The sequence below is a fragment of the Pseudomonas citrullilanati genome, assembly GCF_030580855.1.
Lineage (GTDB): Bacteria > Pseudomonadota > Gammaproteobacteria > Pseudomonadales > Pseudomonadaceae > Aquipseudomonas > Aquipseudomonas citrulli.
In genome coordinates this window covers 113,701-136,190 of the sequence record NZ_JAUQOP010000008.1, presented here as the reverse complement: position 1 = coordinate 136,190, position 22,490 = coordinate 113,701, and the positions used below count along the sequence as shown (strand labels likewise).

Sequence of the window (22,490 nt, the reverse complement as noted above, 5' to 3'; positions counted from 1 at the left end):
ATTGAATGTACTGGGACCGCTGCGCAGCCCAGCGGGGATAAATCCCCTCGCCACGGTATTTGGTGTGATCGACGATTGTTACTGATCCCAACTCGTCGGGCAGCCGGTGCAGTCCTGCATGTTCGCGTCCTGGAAATTGCCGTAGTGCTGGCGCGAGCCGCTCAGGTTGGCTTCTTGCAGGTTGCTTTCCCCCAGCTTGGCTTCTTGCAGGTTGGCGTCGCGCAGGTCGGCGCCCTTGAGGTCGGCCTTGCTCAGCCAGGCCATCTCCAGGTCGGCGGCTTGCAGGTTGGCCGCTTGCAGCCTGGCGCCGGACAGGCGGGCGAATTCCAGGTAGGCGGCGCTCAGGTCGGCGCGCTGGAACTGCGCCCCCTGGGCGAACAGGCCCCAGCCCTGGATAGCCTTGAGCGTGGCGTCACTGAAGTCGGCCAGGCGCAGGTTGCTCTGTTGCAGGCTCGCGCGGGTCAGGTTGGCGCCTTGCAGCTGGGCCTTCTCCAGGTTCGCCAGGTCCAGGCGCGCATGCCGCAGGTCGGCGTCGCGCAGGTCCGCGCCGCTGAGGTTCATCTTGCGCAGGTCCTGGTTCGCCAGGTTCGCACCGCGAAGGTTGGCGCCGGGGCATTGGCTGGATTCAGCGATGACGCAGCCGTTGAGCGTCAGGGGGGTGTCAGGGTCGTCGGCGTGGGCAAGGGCGCCGATGAACAGAAGTAGCAATGGCAATAATTTCATGGCACGAACTCGGGCAATTGTGGGAGCGAGCTTGCTCGCGATGGCGGTGGTTCAGTCGGCATTCATGTTGACTGACTCTGTGCTATCGCGAGCAAGCTCGCTCCCACAGGGGGCTTGGGTTGCGAGGTGATTACTTCTGCGCCGTCGCCTTATCCCAGGCTGGAATCTTGAACACCCAGAACGAACCGCCCTGGGCCACGGGCTTGGTCAGCTCGGCCATGTCGCCGCCCCACAGCGGCACCGCGCCGCCATAGCCGACGGTGACGCCGATGTATTGCTCGCCATCCTGCTCCCAGGTAATGGGCGGGGAGACGATCCCGCTGCCCGTCTGGAATTTCCACAGTTCCTGGCCAGTCTTGGCATCGAAGGCCTTGAAGAAGCCGTCGCCGGTGCCGGTGAACACCAGGTTGCCCTTGGTGGCCAGCACGCCGGCCCACAGTGGCAAGGGTTCCTTGTGCTCCCAGACGACCTTGCCGGTGGTGGGGTTCATCGCCCGCAGGGTGCCGACGTGATCGTCGTACATGCGCTTGATGCGAAAGCCCATGCCCAGGTAGGCCGAGCCTTTCTTGTAGTTCACTTCCTCGGTCCAGTATTCCTCCTTCCACTGGTTGCCGGGCACGTAGAACAGACCGGTGTCCTGGCTGTAGGCCATGGGGTTCCAGTTCTTGCCCCCGAGGAACGGCGGCGAGACTTCCACCGGCTTGCCCTTGGTTTCGCCGGGCAGGGGCTTGGCCGGGCGCTGGCCGGGGTTTTCCACCGGGCGTCCGGTCTTGAGGTCGATGTGGCTGGCCCAGGTGATGTTGTCGACGAAGGGGAAGGCGTTCTGCAGCTTGCCGTTGTTGCGGTCCACCACGTAGAAGAAACCGTTGCGGTCGGCGTGGGCGGTGGCCTTGGTCACCTTGCCGTCCTTGTCCTTGTAGTCGAACAGCACCAACTCGTTGTTGCCGGAGAAGTCCCAGGCGTCGTTGGGCGTGTGCTGGTAGAACCACTTCACCTCGCCGGTGCTCGGGTCGACCCCCACCTGGCCGGAAGTGTAGAGGCTGTCGTAGTCGTGGGGGTTGCCGTCCTTGGCCGTGCGCGCCCAGGTGTTCCAGGGGCCGGGGTTGCCCGCGCCGACGATGATGGTGTTGGTCTCGGGGTCGAAGCTCGCGCTCTGCCACGGCGCGCCGCCCCCGTGGCTCCAGGCTTCGACCTTGCCGGTCTCGGTGGTCTTGTCGTCGGGCCAGGACGGCGCCTTGACGTCGCCGGTGGAGGTGCTGTCCTTGCCGTTGAGGCGGCCCATGTGGCCTTCGACGAAGGGGCGCATCCAGACTTCTTCACCGGTGTCCGGGTCGCGGGCGAACAACTGGCCGACCACGCCGAACTCGTCGCCGGAACTGCCGTGGATCAACAGCACCTTGCCGCTGGTCTTGTCCTTGATCAGCACTGGCGCGCCGGTCATGGTGTAGCCGCCGGCGTGGTCGCCGAACTTCTTGTTCCAGACCACCTTGCCGGTGTTTTTATCCAGGGCGACGACCCGGGCGTCGAGCGTGCCGAAGTAGATCTTGTCGCCATAGATGGCCGCGCCGCGGTTGACCACGTCGCAGCACGGGCGAATGTTGTCCGGCAGCCGGTGGTTGTAGGTCCACAGGCGCTTGCCCGTCTTGGCGTCGAGGGCGAAGACCCGCGAGTACGAGCCGGTGACGTAGACCACGCCGTCGCTGACGATGGCTTGGGATTCCTGGCCGCGCTGCTTCTCGTCGCCGAAGGAGTAGGACCAGGCCGGGGTCAGCTTGAACACGTTCTTGTCGTTGACCTGGGCCAGCGGGCTCCAGCGCTGGGCGTTGGTGCCCATGCCGTATTGCAGCACGTCCTGGGTGGTCAGGTGGTCGTTGGCGATGTCTTCCCAGGTCACGCCCGGGGTGGTCGCGCCAGCGTGGGCGAGTGTGCCCAGCGTCAGGCTGCCGGCCAGCATCAGGGCCTGCACGGCAGCGGCCAGGGGCGAGAAGGGGGGCAGTGTTCTTATTGTCATGGTAGCGATTCCCAGTGAGGTTTTGGCCTGACTAGGGTCGTCGTGCCGATGCCTGGCCGATACGGAAAAAGTCCCGCCCTTGCCGGGAAGACTTCCCGAACCGGGTGTCTTTGCGACTTGCGTCGGATGGCTTGCTACCAAGGAACTAGACCCCGGCCACCAAAGCAGCATTCGGCGGGGGGCGGGGGCTTTCTAAGATGACGGCACGGCCTCTGCAGAGAGGTCTTGCGTGCAATCCAGAGGGCATAACAATGACAACAAAACGCAACGCCATCATCGCTAGTGCATTGCTGATGGGGCTGATCGGCGCAGGCTCGGCATGGGCCCATGGCAACGTAGTGCCCCAGGCAGTGGAAACCAAGGGACTGACCGCGGTCAAGGACACCAACCTGCCGCTCGATGCCGACGGCTGGGCCTCCCAGAACCCCTACCGCAACTCCCCCGAACGCGACAAGGCGGTGGAAATCGGTGCGTCGGCGTACAACCAGAACTGTGCCGCCTGCCATGGCCTGGAGGCCAAGTCCGGCGGTATCGCCCCGGACCTGCGCATGCTCGACGCCGCCGAGGCCGGGGACGAATGGTTCGTCGAACGGGTGCGCCACGGTGCCGTCCGCGATGGCCGGGTCTACATGCCGAAAATGGCCGACTACCTGAGCCAGGAGGCCTTGTGGGCGGTGCGCACGTACCTGGACAGCGTGCACGTCGAGGAGTGACCGGCATGCGCCTGTTCGCGTGGGTGATGTGCAGCCTGTTGCTGTGGGGCCAGGCGGTGCAGGCGCAGGTACGCAGCTACGACCAGATGATCGCCGCCGGTGAGTTGAAAGTGGCGGTCTACAAGGACTTCGCCCCTTACAGCTTCGAAGACGAGGGCCAGCCCAGGGGCGTCGACGTCGAGCTGGCGCAGGCCCTGGCCAAGGCGCTGGGCGTGCGCTTGCAACTGATCTGGGCGCCGCCCGGGGAGAAGCTCGATGACGACCTGCGCGACTACATCTGGCGCAGCAGTCCGCTGCACGACCGGCAATTGGCCGACTTGATGATGCGTGTCCCGTACGATCACGACTACGTGCAAAAGCGCAACGATGTCGGCGAGCTGGAAAATGCCCAGGTGGTGATGTTCGGGCCTTACCAGCAGGAGTGCTGGCAGGTGGCGTATGACCGGCGCCGGTTGGATTCGGTGGGCAGTGTCGCGGTGTTCCAGCAGCACCCCATTGGCGTCGAAGTCGACAGCGTTCCATCGTTCTACCTGACCTCGGTGTTCAACGGCCTGCTCAGTGCCAAGACCCACCACTACCCCGGTGTCAGCCAGGCCTTCAAGGCCATGCGGGCCGGGGAGGTCGATGCGGTCATGGCCATGCGCGGGGAAGTCGATTGGCAGGTGCACCAGGCCGCCGACCCGCAACTGGCGCTGGCGGAAAACGCCTACCCGAACATGGGCAAGCAGCGCTGGGAAATCGGCATGGCGGTGCATGAAAGCAACCGTCAGTTGGCCTATGCGGTGGAAGAAGCGCTGGAAGGTTTGATCCGCGACGGCAGCGTCAAGGCCGTCTACGCCCATTACGGCCTGCGGTATGACGTGCCGGAGATGTACCAATAGGAGCGCAGGGATGAAATGGCTCGTGTGTTGCCTGTTGGGTTGCGGCCTGCCGATGATGGGCCTGGCGGCCGTCGAGCCGGGGAAAGATCCGGTGCCGTCGGTGATGTGGGCGTTCTATCACAAGCAACTGTTGAACGATTCGCCGTTCGTGTTCGACGAGCGGGTCCGGCTGTTGGCCCCGCCGTTTGCCGAAGACGCGCGCCAGGTGCCGCTGGAAATCGATGCCCGGGCCCTCGGCGCGGACGTGGTGCGGGTACTGGCCTGGGCTGAACTGAACCCGTTGCCGAGAATCGTCGACTTCCAACCGGGTGCGCAGGTGCGACCCTGGCTGTCGATCCGCATTCGGATCGAACAGGCCACGCCCTTGCGCGCCGCCGTGCAGACCCGCGATGGCCTGTGGCACGTCGGCTCGACGCTGATCGACGCGGCCGGCGGCGGCTGCACCGCGCCCAGCGTGGTTCGGACCCAGCCCGGTTGGGAAGAACACCTGGGCGAAGTGCTCGGGGCCCGCTACCCCCGGGGCGACAGCAGTCGCCTGCGGTTGCAGGTCGCCCACCCGATGGACAACGGCCTGGTGAGCGGCATCCCCGAGTTCTACCTCAACCAGGCCCAACTGCTGGGCGCCAACGGCGAGGTGCTGGCGCGCCTGGAGCTGTTCCCGGCCGTCAGCGAAAACCCCAACCTGGGCTTCGATCTCCAAGGCACGGGCCGCACCCGACTGTTGCTGCGTGACAACAGCGGCAACGCCTTCGAAGCGGCGATCCCCTGACCACAAGGAGTGCGCCATGCGCTGGTTGTTGCTGATCTTCATGGGCCTGTACGGGCCGGCCTGGGCCGCTGCGGACTATGGCCTAAAGCCCCGGCAGATCGCCGCGGACACCTGGCTGCTGGAAGGCAGCACCGAGAACTTCGCCAAGGCCAACGGCGGCAACATCGTCAACAGCGCGTTCATCGTCACCGACGCCGGTGTGGTGGTGATCGACACCGGGCCGTCGAAGCGCTACGGCGAGGCCCTGCGCCAAGCCATCGCGGCGACGACCGACAAGCCGGTCATCCAGGTGCTGCTGACCCACCACCACCCCGACCATGTGCTGGGCAACCAGGCCTTCGCCGACGTGCCCATCGGCGCGCTGGCAGGCACCACGCAGTTGCTGCGCGAGCAGGGCGATGCGCTGGCGGAGAACATGTATCGGCTGGTGGGCGACTGGATGCGCGGCACCGAAGTGGTGTTGCCGACCGACGTGCTCGCGCCCGGCCCTCGGCCCGTGGGCAACCATTCGTTGCGGCTGCTGCAACTGGCCGGGCACACCGGGGCCGACCTGGCGATCTTCGATGAAACCACGGGCGTGCTGTTCGCCGGCGACCTGGTGTTCTACGAACGCGCCCTGACCACCCCCAACAGCCCCGGGCTCGATGTCTGGCTCCAGGACCTGGACACCCTGCAGGCCTTGCCCTGGAAGCTGATCGTGCCCGGCCACGGCCCGGTGGCGAGCGACAGCGGGCCCTTCGTGCAGATGCGCGATTACCTCGGCTGGCTCGACCACCTGATGCGCGAAGGCGCCGCGCGGGGCGACGACATGGCCGAGATGATCCGCCGTCCCATTCCCGAACGCTTTTCCGGCATCAGCCTGAGTCGATACGAGTTGATTCGCAGTGTCAGCCACCTGTATCCGCGGTATGAGCGGGCGGGGATGAAGCGGGTGGATGCCAAGCCTCAGTGATCCAGGTTGGTTGACGCTTTTGTGGCGAGGGGATTTATCCCCGTTGGGCTGCGCAGCAGCCCCCAAAAATCCCGGGTGATTGGGAGGGGGCCGCTTCGCGCGCCAGCGGGGATAAATCCCCTCGCCACAGGGAATGTGGGGCCGCCCGCCATGTGTACCAAGGAACTAGAAAACTCAACACAGCGGGCAATTGTTGGCAGGGGCGCCGGGCCCAAGAATCTGCGCCAGACCGGGAAAATTTCCCGGGTATAACAATAATCGCAGAGGTAGCCGTCATGACTCATCCCGCACGTCGCCAACCCTTCGCCGTGAGCTTGCTGCTCAGTGCCATGCTGCTGTCCGGTTCGGCCTTGGCCGCCGTGACCGACCAGGAAATCCTCCAGGACCCGAAGAACCCGCAGCAAGTCGTGACCAACGGCCTGGGCGTCCAGGGTCAGCGCTACAGCCCGCTCGCGACCCTCAACACCGACAACGTCAAGGACCTGCGCCCGGTCTGGGCCTTCTCCTTCGGCGGTGAAAAACAGCGCGGCCAGCAGGCGCAGCCGATGATCAAGGACGGGGTGATGTACCTCACCGGGTCCTACTCGCGGGTGTTCGCCGTGGATGCGCGCACCGGCAAGAAACTCTGGCAGTACGACGCACGCCTGCCCGACGACATCCGGCCTTGCTGCGACGTGATCAACCGTGGCGTGGCGTTGTATGGCGACCTGGTGTTCTTCGGCACCCTCGACGCGAAGCTGGTGGCCCTGAACAAGGACACCGGCAAGGTGGTGTGGAGCAAGAAGGTCGCCGACCACAAGGAAGGCTATTCCATCAGTGCCGCGCCGCTGGTGATCAACGGCAAGCTGATCACGGGCGTGGCCGGTGGCGAGTTCGGCGTGGTGGGCCAGATCAGCGCCTTTGACCCCAAGAATGGCGAGCTGCTGTGGACCCGGCCGACCGTGGAAGGCCACATGGGCTACGTCTACAAGGACGGCAAGGCGATCGAGAACGGCATCTCCGGCGGCGAGGCCGGCAAGACCTGGCCGGGCGATCTCTGGAAGACCGGTGGTGCGGCCCCCTGGCTGGGCGGCTACTACGATCCGGAAACCAACCTGCTGTTGTTCGGCACCGGCAACCCGGCACCGTGGAACTCCCACCTGCGTCCTGGCGACAACCTCTATTCCTCGTCGCGCCTGGCCCTGAACCCGGACGACGGCAGCATCAAGTGGCACTTCCAGAGCACGCCACACGATGGCTGGGACTACGACGGCGTCAATGAGTTGATCTCGTTCAACTACAAGGAAGGCGGCAAGGACATCAAGGCGGCGGCCACTGCCGACCGCAACGGTTTCTTCTACGTGCTCGACCGCACCAACGGCAAGTTCATCCGTGGCTTCCCGTTTGTCGACAAGATCACCTGGGCCAGCGGCCTCGACAAGGATGGGCGACCGATCTACAACGAAGCCAGCCGTCCGGGCGCGCCGGGCAGCGAGGCCAAGGGCAGTTCGGTGTTCGTCGCGCCGGCGTTCCTCGGGGCGAAGAACTGGATGCCGATGGCCTACAACCAGGACACCGGTTTGTTCTATGTGCCTTCCAACGAGTGGGGCATGGACATCTGGAACGAAGGCATCGCCTACAAGAAAGGCGCGGCGTTCCTCGGCGCCGGGTTCACCATCAAGCCGCTGAACGAAGACTACATCGGCGTGTTGCGGGCCATTGACCCCAAGACCGGCAAGGAAGTCTGGCGCCACAAGAACTTCGCGCCGCTGTGGGGCGGGGTACTGACCACCAAGGGCAACCTGGTGTTCACCGGCACGCCTGAAGGCTTCCTCCAGGCATTCAACGCCAAGACCGGCGAGAAGGTCTGGGAATTCCAGACCGGTTCCGGCGTGTTGGGCTCGCCGATCACCTGGGAAATGGACGGCGAGCAGTACGTCTCCGTGGTCTCGGGTTGGGGCGGCGCGGTGCCGCTGTGGGGCGGCGAAGTCGCCAAGCGCGTGAAGGACTTCAACCAGGGCGGCATGCTCTGGACCTTCAAGTTGCCGAAGGACCTGGTGGCCAAGCGCTGATCTGAAATAATGCCGGGCGTTGCCTTTGTGGCGACTGCCCTGTGGGAGCAAGGCTTGCCCGCGATGCAGTCGCCTCGGTTTCCTGGGAGACCGCATCGCCTGCATCGCGAGCAAGCTTTGCTCCCACAGACGTTTCGCCAAATATCCTCGTCCCGATGCTTCAAACCTACGACCAAATAACGAGAGTCCCCCCTGCCAATGACGCATTCGTCGGCCAGGCGGGGCTCTCTACCATCGGCCTATCGCCTGTCCCGTGACAGGCATCGACCAGGCAGAGGCCCATCATGATCTACGCACAACCCGGAACCCCAGGCGCCGTCGTTTCCTTCAAGCCACGCTACGGCAATTTCATCGGCGGCGAATTCGTCGCGCCCGTCAACGGCGAATATTTCACCAACACCTCGCCCGTCAACGGCGAAGTCATCGGCGAATTCCCGCGCTCCAGCGCCGCCGACATCGACAAGGCCCTGGACGCCGCCCACGCCGCCGCCGACGCCTGGGGTAAGACCTCGGTCCAGGACCGCTCCCTGGTGCTGCTGAAGATCGCCGACCGTATCGAGCAGCACCTGGAAGTCCTCGCCATCAGCGAGACCTGGGACAACGGCAAGGCCGTGCGCGAAACCCTCAATGCCGACGTCCCACTGTCGGCTGACCATTTCCGTTACTTCGCGGGCTGCATTCGCGCCCAGGAGGGCGGGGCCGCCGAGATCAACGAACTGACCACGGCCTATCATTTCCATGAACCGCTGGGCGTGGTCGGGCAGATCATCCCGTGGAACTTCCCGCTGCTGATGGCCGCCTGGAAACTCGCCCCGGCCCTGGCCGCCGGCAACTGCATCGTTCTCAAGCCGGCGGAGCAGACGCCGCTGTCGATCACGGTGTTCGTCGAGCTGATCGCCGACTTGCTGCCGCCCGGCGTACTGAACATCGTCCACGGTTTCGGTCGCGAAGCCGGGGAAGCCCTGGCCACCAGCAAGCGCATCGCCAAGATCGCCTTCACCGGTTCCACCCCGGTCGGCTCGCACATCATGAAGTGCGCCGCCGAGAACATCATCCCGTCCACCGTGGAACTGGGCGGCAAGTCGCCGAACATCTTCTTCGAAGACATCATGCAGGCCGAGCCGGCCTTCATCGAGAAAGCCGCCGAAGGCCTGGTGCTGGCGTTCTTCAACCAGGGCGAAGTCTGCACCTGCCCATCCCGGGCGCTGGTGCAGGAATCGATCTACGCGCCGTTCATGGCCGAGGTGATGAAGAAGATCGCCAAGATCAAGCGCGGCAACCCCCTGGATACCGAGACGATGGTCGGCGCCCAGGCGTCGCAGCAGCAATACGACAAGATCCTCTCGTACCTGGACATCGCCCGTGAAGAGGGCGCCGAACTGCTGACCGGCGGCGCCGCCGAGCGCCTGGAAGGCGATTTGTCCAGCGGCTACTACATCCAGCCGACCCTGCTCAAGGGCCACAACAAGATGCGCGTGTTCCAGGAAGAAATCTTCGGCCCGGTGGTCGGCGTGACCACCTTCAAGGACGAAGCCGAAGCCCTGGCCATCGCCAACGACACCGAGTTCGGCCTCGGCGCCGGCCTGTGGACCCGCGACATCAACCGCGCCTACCGCATGGGCCGGGCCATCAAGGCCGGCCGTGTGTGGACCAACTGCTACCACCTGTACCCGGCGCACGCCGCGTTCGGTGGCTACAAGAAGTCCGGCGTGGGTCGTGAAACCCACAAGATGATGCTCGACCACTACCAGCAGACCAAGAACCTGCTGGTGAGCTACGACGTCAATCCACTGGGGTTCTTCTGACCCGATAACACAGCACAAAACCCTGTGAGAGCAAGTCTTACTGTGGGAGCAAAGCTTGCTCGCGATGAGTCGCCTCGACCTGACCAGAGACCGAGTCGCTTGTATCGCGGGCAAGCCTTGCTCCCACAGTAAGACTTGCTCTCACAATGGTTTTGTAGCTCTCCTGAATTGCTACCAACGCACCCCGCCCACCGCTTCGAAAGTAGCATTCGAACCCCGGGCGCCCCGTGCATTAATGACCTTGCCGGAATCGTCCGGTACAAGAAGAGGAAAGACCCATGTGGACTAAACCCGCTTACACCGACCTGCGTATTGGCTTTGAAGTGACGATGTACTTCGCCAACCGATGAGTGCCGGCCCGGCCTGGGGCGTCCAGGCCGGGCTACCCATTGGTCTGATTGCATTCACGGCGGGATGCTTTAGGCTCAGAGTATCCCCGGACAATAACAACAGGCTTACCAATGAGCCACGCCCCTGCAAAGATGAGTCTCAGCCCGCTGCGCAAGTTCGTTTCCCCTGAAATCATGTTCGGCGCCGGATGCCGTCACAATGTCGGCAATTACGCCAAAACCTTCGGTGCGCGCAAGGTCCTGATCGTGACCGATCCCGGCGTGATCGCCGCCGGCTGGGTCGCCGATGTCGAGGCCAGCCTCCAGGCCCAGGCCATCGACTATGCCCTCTACAGCGCCGTCTCGCCCAACCCTCGGGTCGAGGAAGTGATGCTCGGCGCCGAGTTGTATCGGGAGAACCACTGCGACGTCATCGTCGCGGTCGGTGGCGGCAGCCCGATGGACTGCGGCAAGGCCATCGGCATCGTTGTCGCCCATGGCCGCAGCATCCTCGAGTTCGAGGGCGTCGATACCCTCCATGTGCCCAGCCCGCCGTTGATCCTGATTCCCACCACGGCCGGGACCTCGGCCGATGTGTCGCAGTTCGTGATCATCTCCAACCAGCAAGAGCGCATGAAGTTTTCCATCGTCAGCAAGGCGGCGGTGCCGGACGTGTCGCTGATCGATCCAGAAACCACCCTGAGCATGGACCCGTTCCTGTCGGCCTGTACCGGCATCGATGCGCTGGTGCACGCCATTGAGGCGTTCGTGTCCACCGGTCACGGGCCGCTGACCGATCCCCATGCGCTGGAAGCGATGCGCCTGATCAACACCAACCTGGTGCCGATGATCGCCAACCCGGCGGACGTCGCCCTGCGGGAAAAGATCATGCTCGGCAGCATGCAGGCCGGGCTGGCGTTCTCCAACGCGATCCTCGGCGCGGTCCACGCGATGTCCCATAGCCTGGGCGGTTTCCTCGACTTGCCCCACGGGCTGTGCAACGCGGTGCTGGTGGAGCATGTCGTGGCGTTCAACTACACCTCGGCGCCGGAGCGCTTCAAGGTGATCGCCGAGACACTGGGCATCGATTGCCGCGGGCTCAACCACCGGCAGATCCGCACCCGCCTGGTGGAGCACCTGATCGCCCTCAAGCGCACCATCGGTTTTCACGAAACCCTGGGCCTGCACGGCGTGAGCACCTCGGACATCCCGTTCCTGTCGCAACATGCGATGCACGACCCCTGCATCCTCACCAACCCTCGGGAGTCGAGCCAACGGGATGTCGAGGTCGTCTATGGCGAAGCCCTCTGACGAGCAGCAAAAGGCCCTGGCCGGCTTGCTCGGGTTGGGCAATCACTCCACGCGCAAGAGCCATTACCCGGAGCTGGCGGCGCGTCTCGAAGAGCTGGAGTTGGCCCGGCAACGCCTGCAGCAGCTCAATGACCAACTGGAGCAGCGGGTGGCCGAGCGCACCGATGCGCTGCTGGAAGCCAACCACAACCTGCAACAGCAGATCGCCCAGCGCGAGTTGGTCGAGCAGCAGTTGCGCGACGCCCGGGACGCGGCCCAGGCCGCCAACCGCAGCAAGGACAAATACCTGGCCGCCGCCAGCCATGACCTGTTGCAACCGCTCAACGCCGCGCGCCTGCTGATCGCCACGCTGCGCGAACGGCAACTGCCCGGCACCGAGCGCGTGCTGGTGGAGCGCACGCACCAGGCCCTGGAAGGCGCCGAAGACCTGCTCACCGACCTGCTGGACATCTCCCGGCTGGACCAGGCCGCCGTCAGGCCCGACCTGGCGCCGTATCGGCTGGATGAGCTGCTCGCGCCACTGGCCTCGGAGTTCCAGTCGGTGGCCGGGGCGGCGGGGCTGGAGCTGCGGGTGCGGTTTCCCGATGAAGCGGTGACGACCGACCTGCGGTTGTTGACCCGGATCCTGCGCAACCTGCTCAGCAATGCCTGTCGCTACACCGACCAGGGCGGCATTCTCCTGGCGGCCCGGCGCCGGGGAGGGCGGCTGAGCCTGGAGGTCTGGGACACCGGGCGCGGCATTGCCGCCGATTGCCTGGAGTCGATTTTCCTCGAGTTCAACCAACTGGATGTCGGCCGGGCGGCGGATCGCAAGGGCGTTGGCCTGGGCCTGGCGATCGTCGAACGCATCGCCCATATCCTCGGCTACCGGGTCCAGGTCCGTTCGCGACCGGGACGAGGCTCGGTGTTCAGCATCGAGGTGCCGCTCTGCACTGAGAAACCGCTGCCTGCCACCCAGCTGCCTGCCCAGGCGATGACCGGCAATCCGCTGCCGGGGCGTCGGCTGTTGGTGATCGACAACGAACTGAGCATCCTGCAAAGCATGGCCGCGCTGCTCGGCCAGTGGGGCTGCGAAGTGTTGACCGCCACCGACGCAGCGGGCGCCCTCGACGTGTTGCAAGGCCAGGCGCCGGAGCTGATCCTGGCGGACTTCCACCTCGATCACGGGGTGGTGGGCTGTGACGTGGTCAGGCAGCTGCGCGAGCATTTCCGCCAGGCAATCCCGGCCGTGATCATCACCGCCGACCGCAGCGACCAGTGCCGCCGGGCCCTGCGCAAACTGGAGGCGCCGCTGCTCAACAAACCGGTCAAGCCCGGCAAGTTGCGGGCGGTATTGAGCCAGTTGCTCGGCTAGCGGGCGCCAGGGCCCTTGTCTTCGCGGGCGAGTGGTCCCACATGGCAACGGATGTTTCCAGATAAGCCACGGTGGGCCGATGCCGTCGTGATGACGGAGGCTCGGAAGCCACCTTTATCCGGGTTCGTTTACCCAGTGTTTTTGTCGGGAATGTAAAAAGACGCTTCGGTCTGGTTATTTCATTATGTAAACTCCCCCCGCTGCGACAATCGGGCACGGCCACGCCTGGCCCGAACACAACCGTTTTGCAGTGTCCCTCACTCAGCTGAAGCCAAGACCTACAAGAAGTCAGCGCCGGAGAGACATAAACGTGAGGCCGACGATTGCTCGGTCCTGTAGGTCCATCCTCCAGTCCTATCGAACCTGTCACGCTGGCGCCGCCGGCGATGGACGCGATTTATCCTTGATCAGGGCTGGGGGGCGGAATGGCGTTCCATCCTAGGGATACACACATGTTGAAGAAAACACACACGGCGCTACTGGGCCTGGCGATGGCGATGGGTCTTGCGACCACGCACGCCGCCGAGGCAAAAAAAGTGGACGTCCTGCTCATCGGTGGGGGCATCATGAGCTCGACGCTCGGCGTCTGGCTCAATGAGCTGGAGCCGGGCTGGACCATGGAAATGGTCGAGCGCCTTGACGGTGTTGCCGAAGAGAGTTCCAACGGCTGGAACAACGCCGGTACCGGTCACTCCGCGCTGGCGGAGCTGAACTACACGCCGGAAGACAAGAACGGCAAGGTCGATATCTCCAAGGCCATCGAAATCAACGAAGCCTTCCAGATCTCCCGCCAGTTCTGGTCTTGGCAGGTCAAGAACGGCGTGCTGAAGAACCCGCGCTCGTTCATCAACTCCACGCCGCACATGAGCTTCCTGTGGGGCGACGACAACATCGCGTTCCTGAAGAAGCGCTACGAAGCGCTCCAGGCCAGCCCGCTGTTCGCCGGCATGCAGTATTCCGAAGACCCCGCGCAGATCGGCAAGTGGGTGCCGCTGATGATGCAAGGGCGTGACCCGAGCCAGAAAGTCGCGGCGACCTGGAGCCCCCTGGGCACCGACGTGAACTTCGGCGAAATCACCCGCCAGTTCGCGGCCTACCTGCAGACCAAGCCGAACTTCTCGCTGAAACTGTCCAGCGAAGTGGAAGACATCACGCGCAACGAAGACGGCACCTGGCGCGTGTCGTACAAGAACCTGAAGGACGGGACCGAAACCGAGACCGACGCCAAGTTCGTGTTCATCGGTGCCGGTGGCGGTGCCTTGCACCTGCTGCAGAAGTCCGACATTCCGGAAGCCCGTGAGTATGCCGGTTTCCCGGTGGGCGGCTCGTTCCTGGTGACCGAGAACCCGACCGTGGCCCAACTGCACCTGGCCAAGGCCTACGGCAAGGCTTCGGTCGGCGCGCCGCCGATGTCGGTGCCGCACCTGGACACCCGCGTGCTGGATGGCAAGCGCGTGATCCTGTTTGGCCCATTCGCGACGTTCTCCACCAAGTTCCTGAAGAACGGTTCGTATTTCGACCTGCTGACCAGCACCACCACCCACAACGTGTGGCCGATGACCAAGGTCGGTATCGAACAGTACCCGCTGGTCGAGTACCTGGCCGGCCAACTGATGCTGTCGGATGAAGATCGCTTCAACGCCCTGAAGGAATACTTCCCGGAGGCCAAGCAGGAAGACTGGCGCCTGTGGCAAGCCGGCCAGCGCGTGCAGATCATCAAGCGTGACGAAGAGAAGGGCGGCGTGCTGAAACTCGGCACCGAAGTGGTCGCGTCCCAGGACGGCAGCATCGCCGGCCTGCTGGGTGCTTCCCCAGGCGCCTCGACCGCTGCGCCGATCATGCTGACCGTGCTGGAGAAGGTCTTCAAGGATAAGGTCGCGAGCCCGGCCTGGCAGGAAAAGCTGCACCAGATCGTGCCGAGCTACGGCACCAAGCTCAACGACAGCCCTGAGCGCGTAGCCCAGGAGTGGGCGTACACCAGCGAAGTCCTGCAACTGGACACGCCACCGGTGATCGGCAAGCCCGGTGCCCCGGCTCCGGCCCAGCCAGCGGCTGCCCGCGAAGCCAACCCGGCGGCTGACATGGCGCTGTAAACCTGGCGTTGCCGGGTGAGGTACAGGAACGCCGCTCATTGAGCGGCGTTTTTTTATGGCCTGCGATAAAGCTGCTGCAGCGCATCCGCAAGAATGACTCGCGGCACCCGCGGGCGCGAGCCTGCTCGCGAAGACGCCGGGCCCCGCGCGATCAGTCGCCGGTGACCCCGTGGAAGCGCTGGTCGAAGTCGTCCGCCAACTGCGCCAGCGTGATGCTGCCCAACCGCTTGAGCAACAACGCCTGGGCTTCATCGAACGCTTCGGTAAGCGCCGCATTCACCGCCTGCTCGACCAGGCACTGCGGGTGGTCGGTGGACAGGCCGATGGAAAAGATCGAGGAGCTGCCCAAGGCTTGATGGATGTCCAGCAGGGTCATTTCCGACAAGGGCTTGCTCAGGGCCCAGCCACCTCGGTGGCCTTTCTCCGACGTGACGTAACCCTGTTCCTTGAGCAGGGCCATGGTCCGGCGCACCACCACCGGGTTGGTCCCCAGCATCTGGGCGAGGGTGTCGGACGTGACGGATTGCTGGTGGCGGTCCATGTGGATCAGCACATGGAGCATACGGGACAGGCGGGTGTCGGTTCTCATGATCGGCAAGGCGTTCGGTGGTCGGGACGAGCGAAAGTATCGCCTGTAATCGCAAAAGTTACGAGATCGTTGACACTGGCTTTTCAAGGAACTTACGATGTGTCGAGACTTTCATCCGGCCACTCACCCAGGAGGATCGACCATGCTCTACGACGTCATCATCGCAGGCGGCAGCTACGCCGGCCTGTCCGCGGCGCTGCAATTGGCGCGGGCCCGGCGCAACGTCCTGGTCATCGACGCGGGTCAGCGGCGCAACCGCTTCGCGGCCAGCTCCCATGGTTTTCTCGGGCAGGATGGCCGCGCGCCCGGAGACATAGCCGAGGACGCCCGGCGCCAGCTCATGGCCTATCCCACCGTGCAATGGCTGGCGAGCATGGCAATCGCTGCCCGCCAGGGGACCGGCGGGTTCACCGTGGACACCGCCGACGGCAACCGCCATAGGGCCCGGCGCCTGTTACTGGCCACTGGCGTAATCGATGATTTGCCACCGGTGGAAGGGCTGGCGGAGCGCTGGGGCAAAAGCGTCTTCCATTGCCCCTATTGCCACGGTTATGAGCTGGAGCAAGGGCCGATCGGGGTGCTGGCCACGTCGCAAATGTCCCTGCATCACGCCTTGATGCTTCCAGACTGGGGGCCGACCACCTTTTTCACCCAGGGCGTGTTCGAACCCGACCCCGAGCAGCGGGCCAGCCTGGCGCGGCGGGGGGTGACGCTGGAGGCGGAGCGTGTCATGCGCATCGAGGGCGAGCGGGCCGACGTTGTGCTGGCGGACGGACGCGCGGTGCGCATCGACGGTTTGTTCGTCCTGCCGCAGACCCGGGTGTCCAGCCCATTGGCGGCGTCCCTGGGGTGTGCCTTCGAAGAAGGGCCGCTCGGGGCTTTCATCCAGAGCGACGCGATGACCCGGGAAACCCGGATGCCAGGTGTCTTTGCTTGTGGGGACGCGGCGATGCCGTTCGGCTCGGTCGCGCTGGCCGTCGGTGACGGCGTGCGCGCCGGGTCCGGGGTGCACCGCTCGTTGATATTCGCCGAGGATTGAGGGGGAGGGCCGCAGGACGGCCCGGCCGGTTCACTGGGTGCCGAACAGCGCTGTCCAGTAGATGCCCGCATCGCTTTTCGGGTCGGTGGCGTAACCGGCGCCCAGCTCGCGGAATTGCGGGTTCATCAGGTTGGCGCAGTGCCCCGGGCTGGCGAGCCAACCGTCCACCACCTTGAGGGCGGTGTCCTGCCCGGCGGCGATGTTCTCGCCGATCAACTGGCCCAGGTAACCGGCGAGCTCGGCACGGTCGCCGGGCATGCGGTTGTCACGGTCCTTGTGGTCGAAAAAATTGTTGTTGGCCATGGCGCGGGTGTGGGTCACGGCGGCCAGGGCCAGGGTCGCGTTCCAGCTCAGCGGCGTGGTGGCGGCAAAGGTCTCGGTACCGCAGCGGCGCGGCTGGGCCCGGGCGCTGTTGATCAGCTTCAGCAGTTTCTGGCCTTCGGCCTGCCAGTCGCCAAGGCGAGCGGACAGGAGAGGGCGTGCCACCACGATCCGCCATTCGCGGTCCATGCGACTGACGCCGATGTCGACGAATTGTGGGTCCAGCACCACTTGGCAGAAGCTTTCCTGGATGGCCTTCATCGCGCCTTGCGCATCCCGTGGGCCGGACAGGCTGATGGCCTGCACATTGACCATCGGGTAAGCCGTGCGTGCCAGCGCTTGCTGCAGGTCGCCGATGCCATTGGCCGACAGGATCAGCCGCGAGTCCATCGCCAGCGGCGGCAACTCCAGCGAAGCCTGGCCGGAGCAGCTTTGGGACTGGCTGCGGTAAAGGTTGATGGACTCGACCAGTTGCGTCTCCTCGGTGGCCGTGGCGCTGGCGGCGAACACCAGCCCCAGTGACAGCACGACGAGACGCATGACGGATGAAATGGCACGCATGTAAATCTCCCTTGAGCGGACGGCGCCTATGATGCGCAATTTTTGCCCCGCTGGGGCAACGGTATTCACGCTCTCTTGAAATTCCCTGATCGGTGCCGCGCGGCACCGTTCGGGACAATCCTCAAGTACTGGGATCAATTTTCAGGCAAATAAGTCCATTACCGGCGTTCCAAGGTGCAAATCCGTCGATCTTCAGCTCATCCAGTTGCCGCCGTCGACGTTGTAGGTCTGTGCCACCACGTATTCGCTGTCCGCCGAGGCGAGGAAAATCGCCATGCCCGTCAGGTCCTGGGCGGTGCCCATCCGGCCATAAGGAACCTGCTGGCCGACCTGGCGTTTCTTTTCCCCCAGTGGCAGGTTTTCATGGCGGGCAAACAGCGCGTCCACGCCGTCCCAGTGCTCTCCATCCACCACGCCGGGGGCGATGGCGTTGACGTTGATCCGGTGCTTGATCAGGTCCAGGCCGGCAGACTGGGTCAGGCTGATCACCGCGGCCTTGGTGGCGCAATAGACGCCCACCAGGGCTTCGCCACGGCGTCCGGCCTGGCTCGCCATGTTGATGATGCGACCGCCCTGGCCCTGGCGAATCATCTGCCGGGCCGCCGCCTGGAGGGTGAACAGCGTGCCGGCGACATTGATCGAGAACAGCCGCTCATAGCTCTCCCGCGTGATCTCGACGATGGGGGCCAGGTCGAACAGCGCCGCGTTGTTGACCAGGATGTCCAGCTTGCCGGCCCGGGCGACCACCGCCGCCATGGCCGCGTCGATCGACGCCTGGTCGGTCACGTCGAGCCTGACCGCGTAGGCGCCGTCGCCCAGCTCGGTGGCGGTGGCCCGGGCCCGCTCCAGGTCGATATCGGCAATCGCCACCGTGGCGCCTTCGTCGATATAGGCCTGGGCGAATGCCTTGCCGATGCCGCGGGCGGCACCGGTGACCAGGGCGCTTTTTCCTTGCAGTCGTTTCATGGGAGGGTCCTGTGTTCGGTTGCGCAAAAGGGGATGGGGTCGCCATGGAGGCGGCAGTTCGATTACAGCAGCGACCCCAAACTCGGACAAACGCGGCGGGCATCCTCGGGTGATACTTTTTTAACGCAGGTCGCCGGGGTTAAAAAAGTATCGGTGGGTGGTCAAGTGGCGGTTGGCGAGACGCGGGTCGTCCGGCGTAAAGTGCCGTCATGACGCTAGACGAGACGCGACATGCCTGATCACCAAACGCCCCTGTTCGAGCAGCGGCCGGCCGAGCTGGAGGTCATCCTGCCCGAGCCCGAGCACAGTTTTCGCTGGTACGAGCACGACTATCCGTATGCCCTGGCGCGCTGGAACCATCATCCCGAGTTCGAGATTCACCTCATTCGCCAAGGCAGCGGGAAATTGCTGGCGGGGGACTACATCGGGCCTTTCGGTCCCGGCCATGTGGCCATGATCGGCCCCGATCTACCCCACGACTGGATGGGCGACCTGGCGCCTGGCGAATACCTGCCCGGGCGCGACGTGGTCGTGCAGTTCGACGGCGCCGCCTGGCTGGCCCTGCGCCGGACCTTGCCCGAGCTGGGGAACCTGCGGGGGTTGTTCGAGCGCGCCCGTCGTGGCCTGGCCTTCAGTGGCGACACCGCATCGCGCGCCGCGCACCTGATCGAAGCCATTGGCCCGGCCCGGGGCCTGGCGCGCCTGGCGCTGTTTCTCCAACTGCTCGAAACCCTGGGCCAGGCCCCCGAGGCCGAGGTCCTGAGCCTGGCGAGCCCGTGCTACGCGCCGACCCTGGATGCCCGCAGTTGCGAACGCATCCACAAGGCTTTCGAATACCTGCACGCCGAGCTCACCGGGGATTTGCGCCTGTCGGAGATCGCCCGGCAACTGAACATGAGCGAACCCGGCTTCTCGCGTTTCTTCAAGCGCATCACCGGGCATGGCTTTGTCGACCTGATGCGCAAGTTGCGGGTCCAGCGCGCCTGCCGGTTGCTGTTGCACAGCGAACTGCCGGTGACCGAGATCTGTTTCGAGGTGGGGTACAACAACCTTTCCAATTTCAACCGGCACTTTCGCATCGAGATGAACCAGACGCCCAGCGAGTATCGCCGGGGCGAGTGGGCGCGATCGACACGGGAGCGCGTGGACGGCTGATGCCTTATGCCTGGTAAACCTTCTTCAGCAACCGCAGCGACTGGCGTGTCCCAGAATGATGTACACCACCAATCCCTTGCGGGAGCGAGCCTGCTCGCGAAGGCGGCCTGTCAATGACGAAGACGCTGACTGATCCACCGCAATCGCGAGCAGGCTCACTCCCACAGGCCATAGCGGCGTTGAAACTCGGTGGGCGGATCAACCCTGCGGTGGGCTCAGCGCCGTCCCAGCAACAACCCCACCACCAGCCCGAACCCGGCGGAGATGGCCACGGTTTGCCATGGGTGGCCGCCGATGTAGGTTTCGGTGGCGTCGACCATGGGACGGGTGCGTTCCCGTGCGCTGGCGAGGGAGTCCAGGGCCTGTTGCAGTTTCTGGGAGATCTGCCCGCGCAGGTTCTCCGCGTCTTCGCCGACCAGCGCGGCGCTGTTCTTGAGCAGCTTTTCCGATTCTTCGATCAACGCCTTCAGCTCGCTGAACGCCTGGTCCTTGATTTGCTCGCCGTTCGCTTGCACGGTGCTTTTACGCGCCATGGTGTGTCTCCTTGTGAATGATGGCAGTGAACTATGGAGTGCCGCGCAGGCTTAAAAGTTGCGCCGTGGATGGGCCCAACCGGTTGATTCCGAAAACCTGGTTAAGGCGGTTCGCCGCAAGGTGTAAGATGTCGCCTATTTACGCAACAGGTAATTCCCATGAGCTTCAATCTGGCTGACAGGCCCCTGGCCGAGCGCGCTGCGCTGGAAGACGAAAAATCCCGACTCTTTGAACTGTGGCAAAATAACCTGGGCAAGGCCAAGGGCGATGCTGCCCGGTTGTTCGGCGAGCGTTCCAAGCGCAAGGGCAAATGGGCCGAGTGGGTGCGCGCCGAACTGGACGGTATGTCGCCGCCGGAATACGCCAACATGGTGCGCAGTGAAGTCAATCGCCTGATGGCGGCCAACAAGTAACCTCACGCGAACGCGGCGACAATGGCCTCGCGGACCTTGATCACGGCCGGATCCATCGGCAGGTGGGTTCGCCAGCCCAGTTCAATGGGGTAGCGGGGCAGGGCCAGGGGGCAGGGCAGCAATGCCAGGCCGCTGAGGTCGGCGATGGCCCGGGCGGCGTGGGTCGGGATGGTCGCCACGGCCTGGCTGCCCTTGAGCAGGAAGGGCAGCGCGGCAAAATGGGTGGTCGAGGCACACACCCGGCGGCTCAGGCCGAGCCCGGCCAACCCTTCGTCGGTGATGCCGATAAATCCCCCGGAAGACACCAGCAGGTGCTCGCGGGCCACGAACGCTTCCAGGCTCAGGGCCTGCGGGCTATCCGCCAGGCTGGCCGGGTCCACCAGGCAAGCGTAGTCACCTTCCCCCAGCACCTGGCGGCTGAGCAGCCGCTGGGCAAAACCGCCCGCCGTGATCGCCAGGTCGAGGTGGCGCTCCATCAGCGCCAGGCCGACGATCTGGCTATGGGTCTGGCGAAAGATCAGCCGCAGGCCCGGTGCGCGCTGCGCCACTTCCTCCACCAGGCGTCTTCCGTAGGCAATCTCGAAATCGTCGGACATCCCGACGATGACCGAACGGCCCTGGTAATGGCCGGCTTGCGGGTCGACCATCGCCAGGCTCTGGCGGCATTTGTCCAACGCTTCGCTGATCACCGGTTTCAATTGGTTGGCCCGCAAGGTCGGCGCCAGGCCCCGTCCTGTTCGTACGAACAATTGATCGTCGTACACGCTTCGCAGCCTGCGCAGCGCGGCGCTGATGGCCGACTGGGTCACCCCCAGGCGCAGCGCGGCGCGGCTGGCGCTGGATTCGTCATGCAGCGCTTCGAAGGTCTTGAGCAGGTTGAGGTCGATCTCGGCGATATTCATAGGGCTCATATCATTTAGCAGCGTACGGGGCTTTATTCATGATCGGTCGACGCCCGAGAATCGGCAACACTTGTTGACGACGGAGTTGAACACCATGCCCAAATCCATTGTGGCGGCCCTGCAAATCGGTTCATTGCCTGGCGGCAAGGGGGACACCCTGGCGCAGATCCTTTCCTATGAAGCGGCGATTCGCGAGGCGGGCGCACGCCTGGTGGTGATGCCGGAGGCGTTGCTGGGCGGCTATCCCAAGGGCGAGGGCTTCGGCACTCAGCTGGGTTATCGCCTGCCGGAAGGGCGCGAAGCGTTCGCCCGCTACTTCGCCAATGCCATCGACGTGCCCGGGGCGGAAACCGAGGCGCTGGCGGGACTGTCGGCGCGCACGGGCGCCAGCCTGGTGCTGGGGGTGATCGAACGCTCCGGCAATACCTTGTACTGCACGGCGCTGTATTTCGAACCCGAGGCAGGCCTGGTGGCCCAGCATCGCAAGCTGATGCCGACGGGCACCGAGCGCTTGATCTGGGGCAAGGGCGATGGCTCGACGCTGCCGGTGATCGACAGCCAGGTCGGTCGCGTGGGGGCGGCGGTGTGCTGGGAAAACATGATGCCGCTGCTGCGCACCGCGATGTACGCCAAAGGCGTGGACGTCTGGTGTGCGCCGACGGTGGACGAGCGCGAGATGTGGCAGGTGACCATGCGTCATATCGCCCACGAAGGACGCTGTTTCGTGGTCAGTGCCTGCCAGGTGCAGGACTCGCCGCAGGCGTTGGGCATCGAGGTGGCGAACTGGCCTGCCGAGCGGCCGCTGATCGCTGGCGGCAGCGTGATCGTCGGGCCCATGGGCGATGTGTTGGCCGGGCCCTTGAAGGGCTGCGCTGGCTTGCTCAGCGCTGAAATCGACACCGATGAATTGGTGCGCGCCCGGTACGACTACGATGTGGTCGGGCACTACGCCCGGCCGGACATCTTCGAGCTGGTGGTGGATGAACGGCCCAAACCGGGTGTGCGCTTCACCCACTGA

General features: G+C 64.6%; 21 protein-coding genes. 14 read left to right on the top strand and 7 right to left on the bottom strand.

Annotated features, from left to right (window positions below; translation table 11 throughout):
- Positions 1-78 precede the first annotated feature (78 nt).
- Together Q6A48_RS08725 and exaA are read right to left on the bottom strand one after the other, a co-directional pair.
- A complete protein-coding gene (locus tag Q6A48_RS08725; protein WP_304553493.1) occupies positions 79-723 on the bottom strand; it encodes a pentapeptide repeat-containing protein in 645 nt (214 codons plus the stop codon).
- 130 nt (positions 724-853) lie between these two features.
- Entirely contained in the window at positions 854-2,677 is a 1,824-nt protein-coding gene (gene exaA / locus Q6A48_RS08720; protein ID WP_304553596.1) for a quinoprotein ethanol dehydrogenase, read from the bottom strand.
- A gap of 308 nt (positions 2,678-2,985) precedes the next feature.
- On the opposite strand from exaA, the gene pedF reads away from it, so the two are divergent.
- From pedF to mqo, 10 genes are all read left to right on the top strand, one after another.
- Positions 2,986-3,447, top strand: a complete 462-nt coding sequence (gene pedF, locus Q6A48_RS08715; RefSeq protein WP_304553492.1) for a cytochrome c-550 PedF — start codon at positions 2,986-2,988, stop codon at positions 3,445-3,447.
- Positions 3,448-3,452: 5 nt separating this feature from the next.
- Positions 3,453-4,328: a substrate-binding periplasmic protein gene (locus tag Q6A48_RS08710; protein WP_304553491.1), complete on the top strand. Its 876-nt coding sequence runs from the start codon at positions 3,453-3,455 to the stop codon at positions 4,326-4,328.
- Between the two features lie 10 nt (positions 4,329-4,338).
- A complete protein-coding gene (locus Q6A48_RS08705) occupies positions 4,339-5,097 on the top strand; it encodes a quinoprotein dehydrogenase-associated SoxYZ-like carrier (protein WP_369811674.1) in 759 nt (252 codons plus the stop codon).
- A 16-nt stretch (positions 5,098-5,113) separates the two neighbouring features.
- The gene (locus Q6A48_RS08700; RefSeq protein ID WP_304553490.1) at positions 5,114-6,049 is read left to right on the top strand and encodes a quinoprotein relay system zinc metallohydrolase 1; all 936 of its coding nucleotides are present in this window, start codon (positions 5,114-5,116) and stop codon (positions 6,047-6,049) included.
- Between the two features lie 275 nt (positions 6,050-6,324).
- Complete coding sequence (locus Q6A48_RS08695) at positions 6,325-8,100, top strand: PQQ-dependent methanol/ethanol family dehydrogenase (RefSeq protein WP_304553489.1); 1,776 nt, start codon at positions 6,325-6,327, stop codon at positions 8,098-8,100.
- 284 nt (positions 8,101-8,384) lie between these two features.
- A complete protein-coding gene (gene exaC, locus Q6A48_RS08690; protein ID WP_304553487.1) occupies positions 8,385-9,905 on the top strand; it encodes an acetaldehyde dehydrogenase ExaC in 1,521 nt (506 codons plus the stop codon).
- Between the two features lie 278 nt (positions 9,906-10,183).
- A complete protein-coding gene (pqqA, locus tag Q6A48_RS08685) occupies positions 10,184-10,255 on the top strand; it encodes a pyrroloquinoline quinone precursor peptide PqqA (protein ID WP_003243383.1) in 72 nt (23 codons plus the stop codon).
- A 132-nt stretch (positions 10,256-10,387) separates the two neighbouring features.
- Positions 10,388-11,545 carry an alcohol dehydrogenase-like regulatory protein ErcA gene (gene ercA / locus Q6A48_RS08680; RefSeq protein ID WP_304553514.1) on the top strand — a complete coding sequence of 386 codons (1,158 nt, stop codon included), beginning with the start codon at positions 10,388-10,390 and terminating at the stop codon, positions 11,543-11,545.
- Positions 11,529-12,899, top strand: a complete 1,371-nt coding sequence (locus Q6A48_RS08675; RefSeq protein ID WP_304553485.1) for an ATP-binding response regulator — start codon at positions 11,529-11,531, stop codon at positions 12,897-12,899. Before ercA ends, Q6A48_RS08675 begins: the two co-directional genes overlap by 17 nt.
- 452 nt (positions 12,900-13,351) lie before the next feature.
- Positions 13,352-14,992: a malate dehydrogenase (quinone) gene (gene mqo / locus Q6A48_RS08670; RefSeq protein ID WP_304553484.1), complete on the top strand. Its 1,641-nt coding sequence runs from the start codon at positions 13,352-13,354 to the stop codon at positions 14,990-14,992.
- 151 nt (positions 14,993-15,143) lie between these two features.
- Here mqo and Q6A48_RS08665 read toward each other — a convergent pair whose 3' ends face one another.
- On the bottom strand, positions 15,144-15,581 hold the full coding sequence (locus Q6A48_RS08665) for an Rrf2 family transcriptional regulator (RefSeq protein WP_304553483.1): 438 nt from the start codon (positions 15,579-15,581) through the stop codon (positions 15,144-15,146).
- 142 nt (positions 15,582-15,723) lie between these two features.
- Between Q6A48_RS08665 and Q6A48_RS08660 the strand changes: the two genes are divergently transcribed.
- Entirely contained in the window at positions 15,724-16,620 is an 897-nt protein-coding gene (locus Q6A48_RS08660; protein ID WP_304553482.1) for an NAD(P)/FAD-dependent oxidoreductase, read from the top strand.
- 30 nt (positions 16,621-16,650) lie between these two features.
- Here the strand turns inward: Q6A48_RS08660 and Q6A48_RS08655 are convergent, their stop codons facing one another.
- Entirely contained in the window at positions 16,651-17,502 is an 852-nt protein-coding gene (locus Q6A48_RS08655; protein ID WP_304553481.1) for a CAP domain-containing protein, read from the bottom strand.
- Between the two features lie 192 nt (positions 17,503-17,694).
- Positions 17,695-18,468, bottom strand: a complete 774-nt coding sequence (locus Q6A48_RS08650; RefSeq protein ID WP_304553479.1) for an L-iditol 2-dehydrogenase — start codon at positions 18,466-18,468, stop codon at positions 17,695-17,697.
- A gap of 231 nt (positions 18,469-18,699) precedes the next feature.
- On the opposite strand from Q6A48_RS08650, the gene Q6A48_RS08645 reads away from it, so the two are divergent.
- Positions 18,700-19,623, top strand: a complete 924-nt coding sequence (locus Q6A48_RS08645; RefSeq protein ID WP_304553477.1) for an AraC family transcriptional regulator — start codon at positions 18,700-18,702, stop codon at positions 19,621-19,623.
- A 215-nt stretch (positions 19,624-19,838) separates the two neighbouring features.
- Here Q6A48_RS08645 and Q6A48_RS08640 read toward each other — a convergent pair whose 3' ends face one another.
- Positions 19,839-20,156 carry an ElaB/YgaM/YqjD family protein gene (locus Q6A48_RS08640; RefSeq protein WP_304553475.1) on the bottom strand — a complete coding sequence of 106 codons (318 nt, stop codon included), beginning with the start codon at positions 20,154-20,156 and terminating at the stop codon, positions 19,839-19,841.
- Positions 20,157-20,315: 159 nt separating this feature from the next.
- On the opposite strand from Q6A48_RS08640, the gene Q6A48_RS08635 reads away from it, so the two are divergent.
- Positions 20,316-20,570, top strand: coding sequence for a hypothetical protein (locus Q6A48_RS08635; RefSeq protein WP_039591001.1), 255 nt, complete (start codon positions 20,316-20,318; stop codon positions 20,568-20,570).
- A 2-nt stretch (positions 20,571-20,572) separates the two neighbouring features.
- Here Q6A48_RS08635 and Q6A48_RS08630 read toward each other — a convergent pair whose 3' ends face one another.
- Complete coding sequence (locus tag Q6A48_RS08630) at positions 20,573-21,481, bottom strand: LysR substrate-binding domain-containing protein (RefSeq protein ID WP_304553472.1); 909 nt, start codon at positions 21,479-21,481, stop codon at positions 20,573-20,575.
- Positions 21,482-21,566: 85 nt separating this feature from the next.
- Between Q6A48_RS08630 and Q6A48_RS08625 the strand changes: the two genes are divergently transcribed.
- Complete coding sequence (locus tag Q6A48_RS08625; RefSeq protein WP_304553471.1) at positions 21,567-22,490, top strand: carbon-nitrogen hydrolase family protein; 924 nt, start codon at positions 21,567-21,569, stop codon at positions 22,488-22,490.

Excerpts from the sequence above, each read along its gene's own strand:
- ercA (WP_304553514.1), top strand. The coding sequence starts at position 10,388 with ATGAGTCTCAGCCCGCTGCGCAAGTTCGTTTCCCCTGAAATCATGTTC.
- Q6A48_RS08625 (WP_304553471.1), top strand. The coding sequence starts at position 21,567 with ATGCCCAAATCCATTGTGGCGGCCCTGCAAATCGGTTCATTGCCTGGC.
- Q6A48_RS08655 (WP_304553481.1), bottom strand. The coding sequence starts at position 17,502 with ATGCGTGCCATTTCATCCGTCATGCGTCTCGTCGTGCTGTCACTGGGG.
- Q6A48_RS08700 (WP_304553490.1), top strand. The coding sequence starts at position 5,114 with ATGCGCTGGTTGTTGCTGATCTTCATGGGCCTGTACGGGCCGGCCTGG.
- Q6A48_RS08660 (WP_304553482.1), top strand. The coding sequence starts at position 15,724 with ATGCTCTACGACGTCATCATCGCAGGCGGCAGCTACGCCGGCCTGTCC.
- Q6A48_RS08630 (WP_304553472.1), bottom strand. The coding sequence starts at position 21,481 with ATGAGCCCTATGAATATCGCCGAGATCGACCTCAACCTGCTCAAGACC.
- Q6A48_RS08705 (WP_369811674.1), top strand. The coding sequence starts at position 4,339 with ATGAAATGGCTCGTGTGTTGCCTGTTGGGTTGCGGCCTGCCGATGATG.
- Q6A48_RS08650 (WP_304553479.1), bottom strand. The coding sequence starts at position 18,468 with ATGAAACGACTGCAAGGAAAAAGCGCCCTGGTCACCGGTGCCGCCCGC.
- Q6A48_RS08665 (WP_304553483.1), bottom strand. The coding sequence starts at position 15,581 with ATGAGAACCGACACCCGCCTGTCCCGTATGCTCCATGTGCTGATCCAC.
- Q6A48_RS08645 (WP_304553477.1), top strand. The coding sequence starts at position 18,700 with ATGCCTGATCACCAAACGCCCCTGTTCGAGCAGCGGCCGGCCGAGCTG.
- Q6A48_RS08725 (WP_304553493.1), bottom strand. The coding sequence starts at position 723 with ATGAAATTATTGCCATTGCTACTTCTGTTCATCGGCGCCCTTGCCCAC.
- mqo (WP_304553484.1), top strand. The coding sequence starts at position 13,352 with ATGTTGAAGAAAACACACACGGCGCTACTGGGCCTGGCGATGGCGATG.
- Q6A48_RS08640 (WP_304553475.1), bottom strand. The coding sequence starts at position 20,156 with ATGGCGCGTAAAAGCACCGTGCAAGCGAACGGCGAGCAAATCAAGGAC.
- exaA (WP_304553596.1), bottom strand. The coding sequence starts at position 2,677 with ATGCTGGCCGGCAGCCTGACGCTGGGCACACTCGCCCACGCTGGCGCG.
- Q6A48_RS08695 (WP_304553489.1), top strand. The coding sequence starts at position 6,325 with ATGACTCATCCCGCACGTCGCCAACCCTTCGCCGTGAGCTTGCTGCTC.
- Q6A48_RS08635 (WP_039591001.1), top strand. The coding sequence starts at position 20,316 with ATGAGCTTCAATCTGGCTGACAGGCCCCTGGCCGAGCGCGCTGCGCTG.
- Q6A48_RS08675 (WP_304553485.1), top strand. The coding sequence starts at position 11,529 with ATGGCGAAGCCCTCTGACGAGCAGCAAAAGGCCCTGGCCGGCTTGCTC.
- exaC (WP_304553487.1), top strand. The coding sequence starts at position 8,385 with ATGATCTACGCACAACCCGGAACCCCAGGCGCCGTCGTTTCCTTCAAG.
- Q6A48_RS08710 (WP_304553491.1), top strand. The coding sequence starts at position 3,453 with ATGCGCCTGTTCGCGTGGGTGATGTGCAGCCTGTTGCTGTGGGGCCAG.
- pedF (WP_304553492.1), top strand. The coding sequence starts at position 2,986 with ATGACAACAAAACGCAACGCCATCATCGCTAGTGCATTGCTGATGGGG.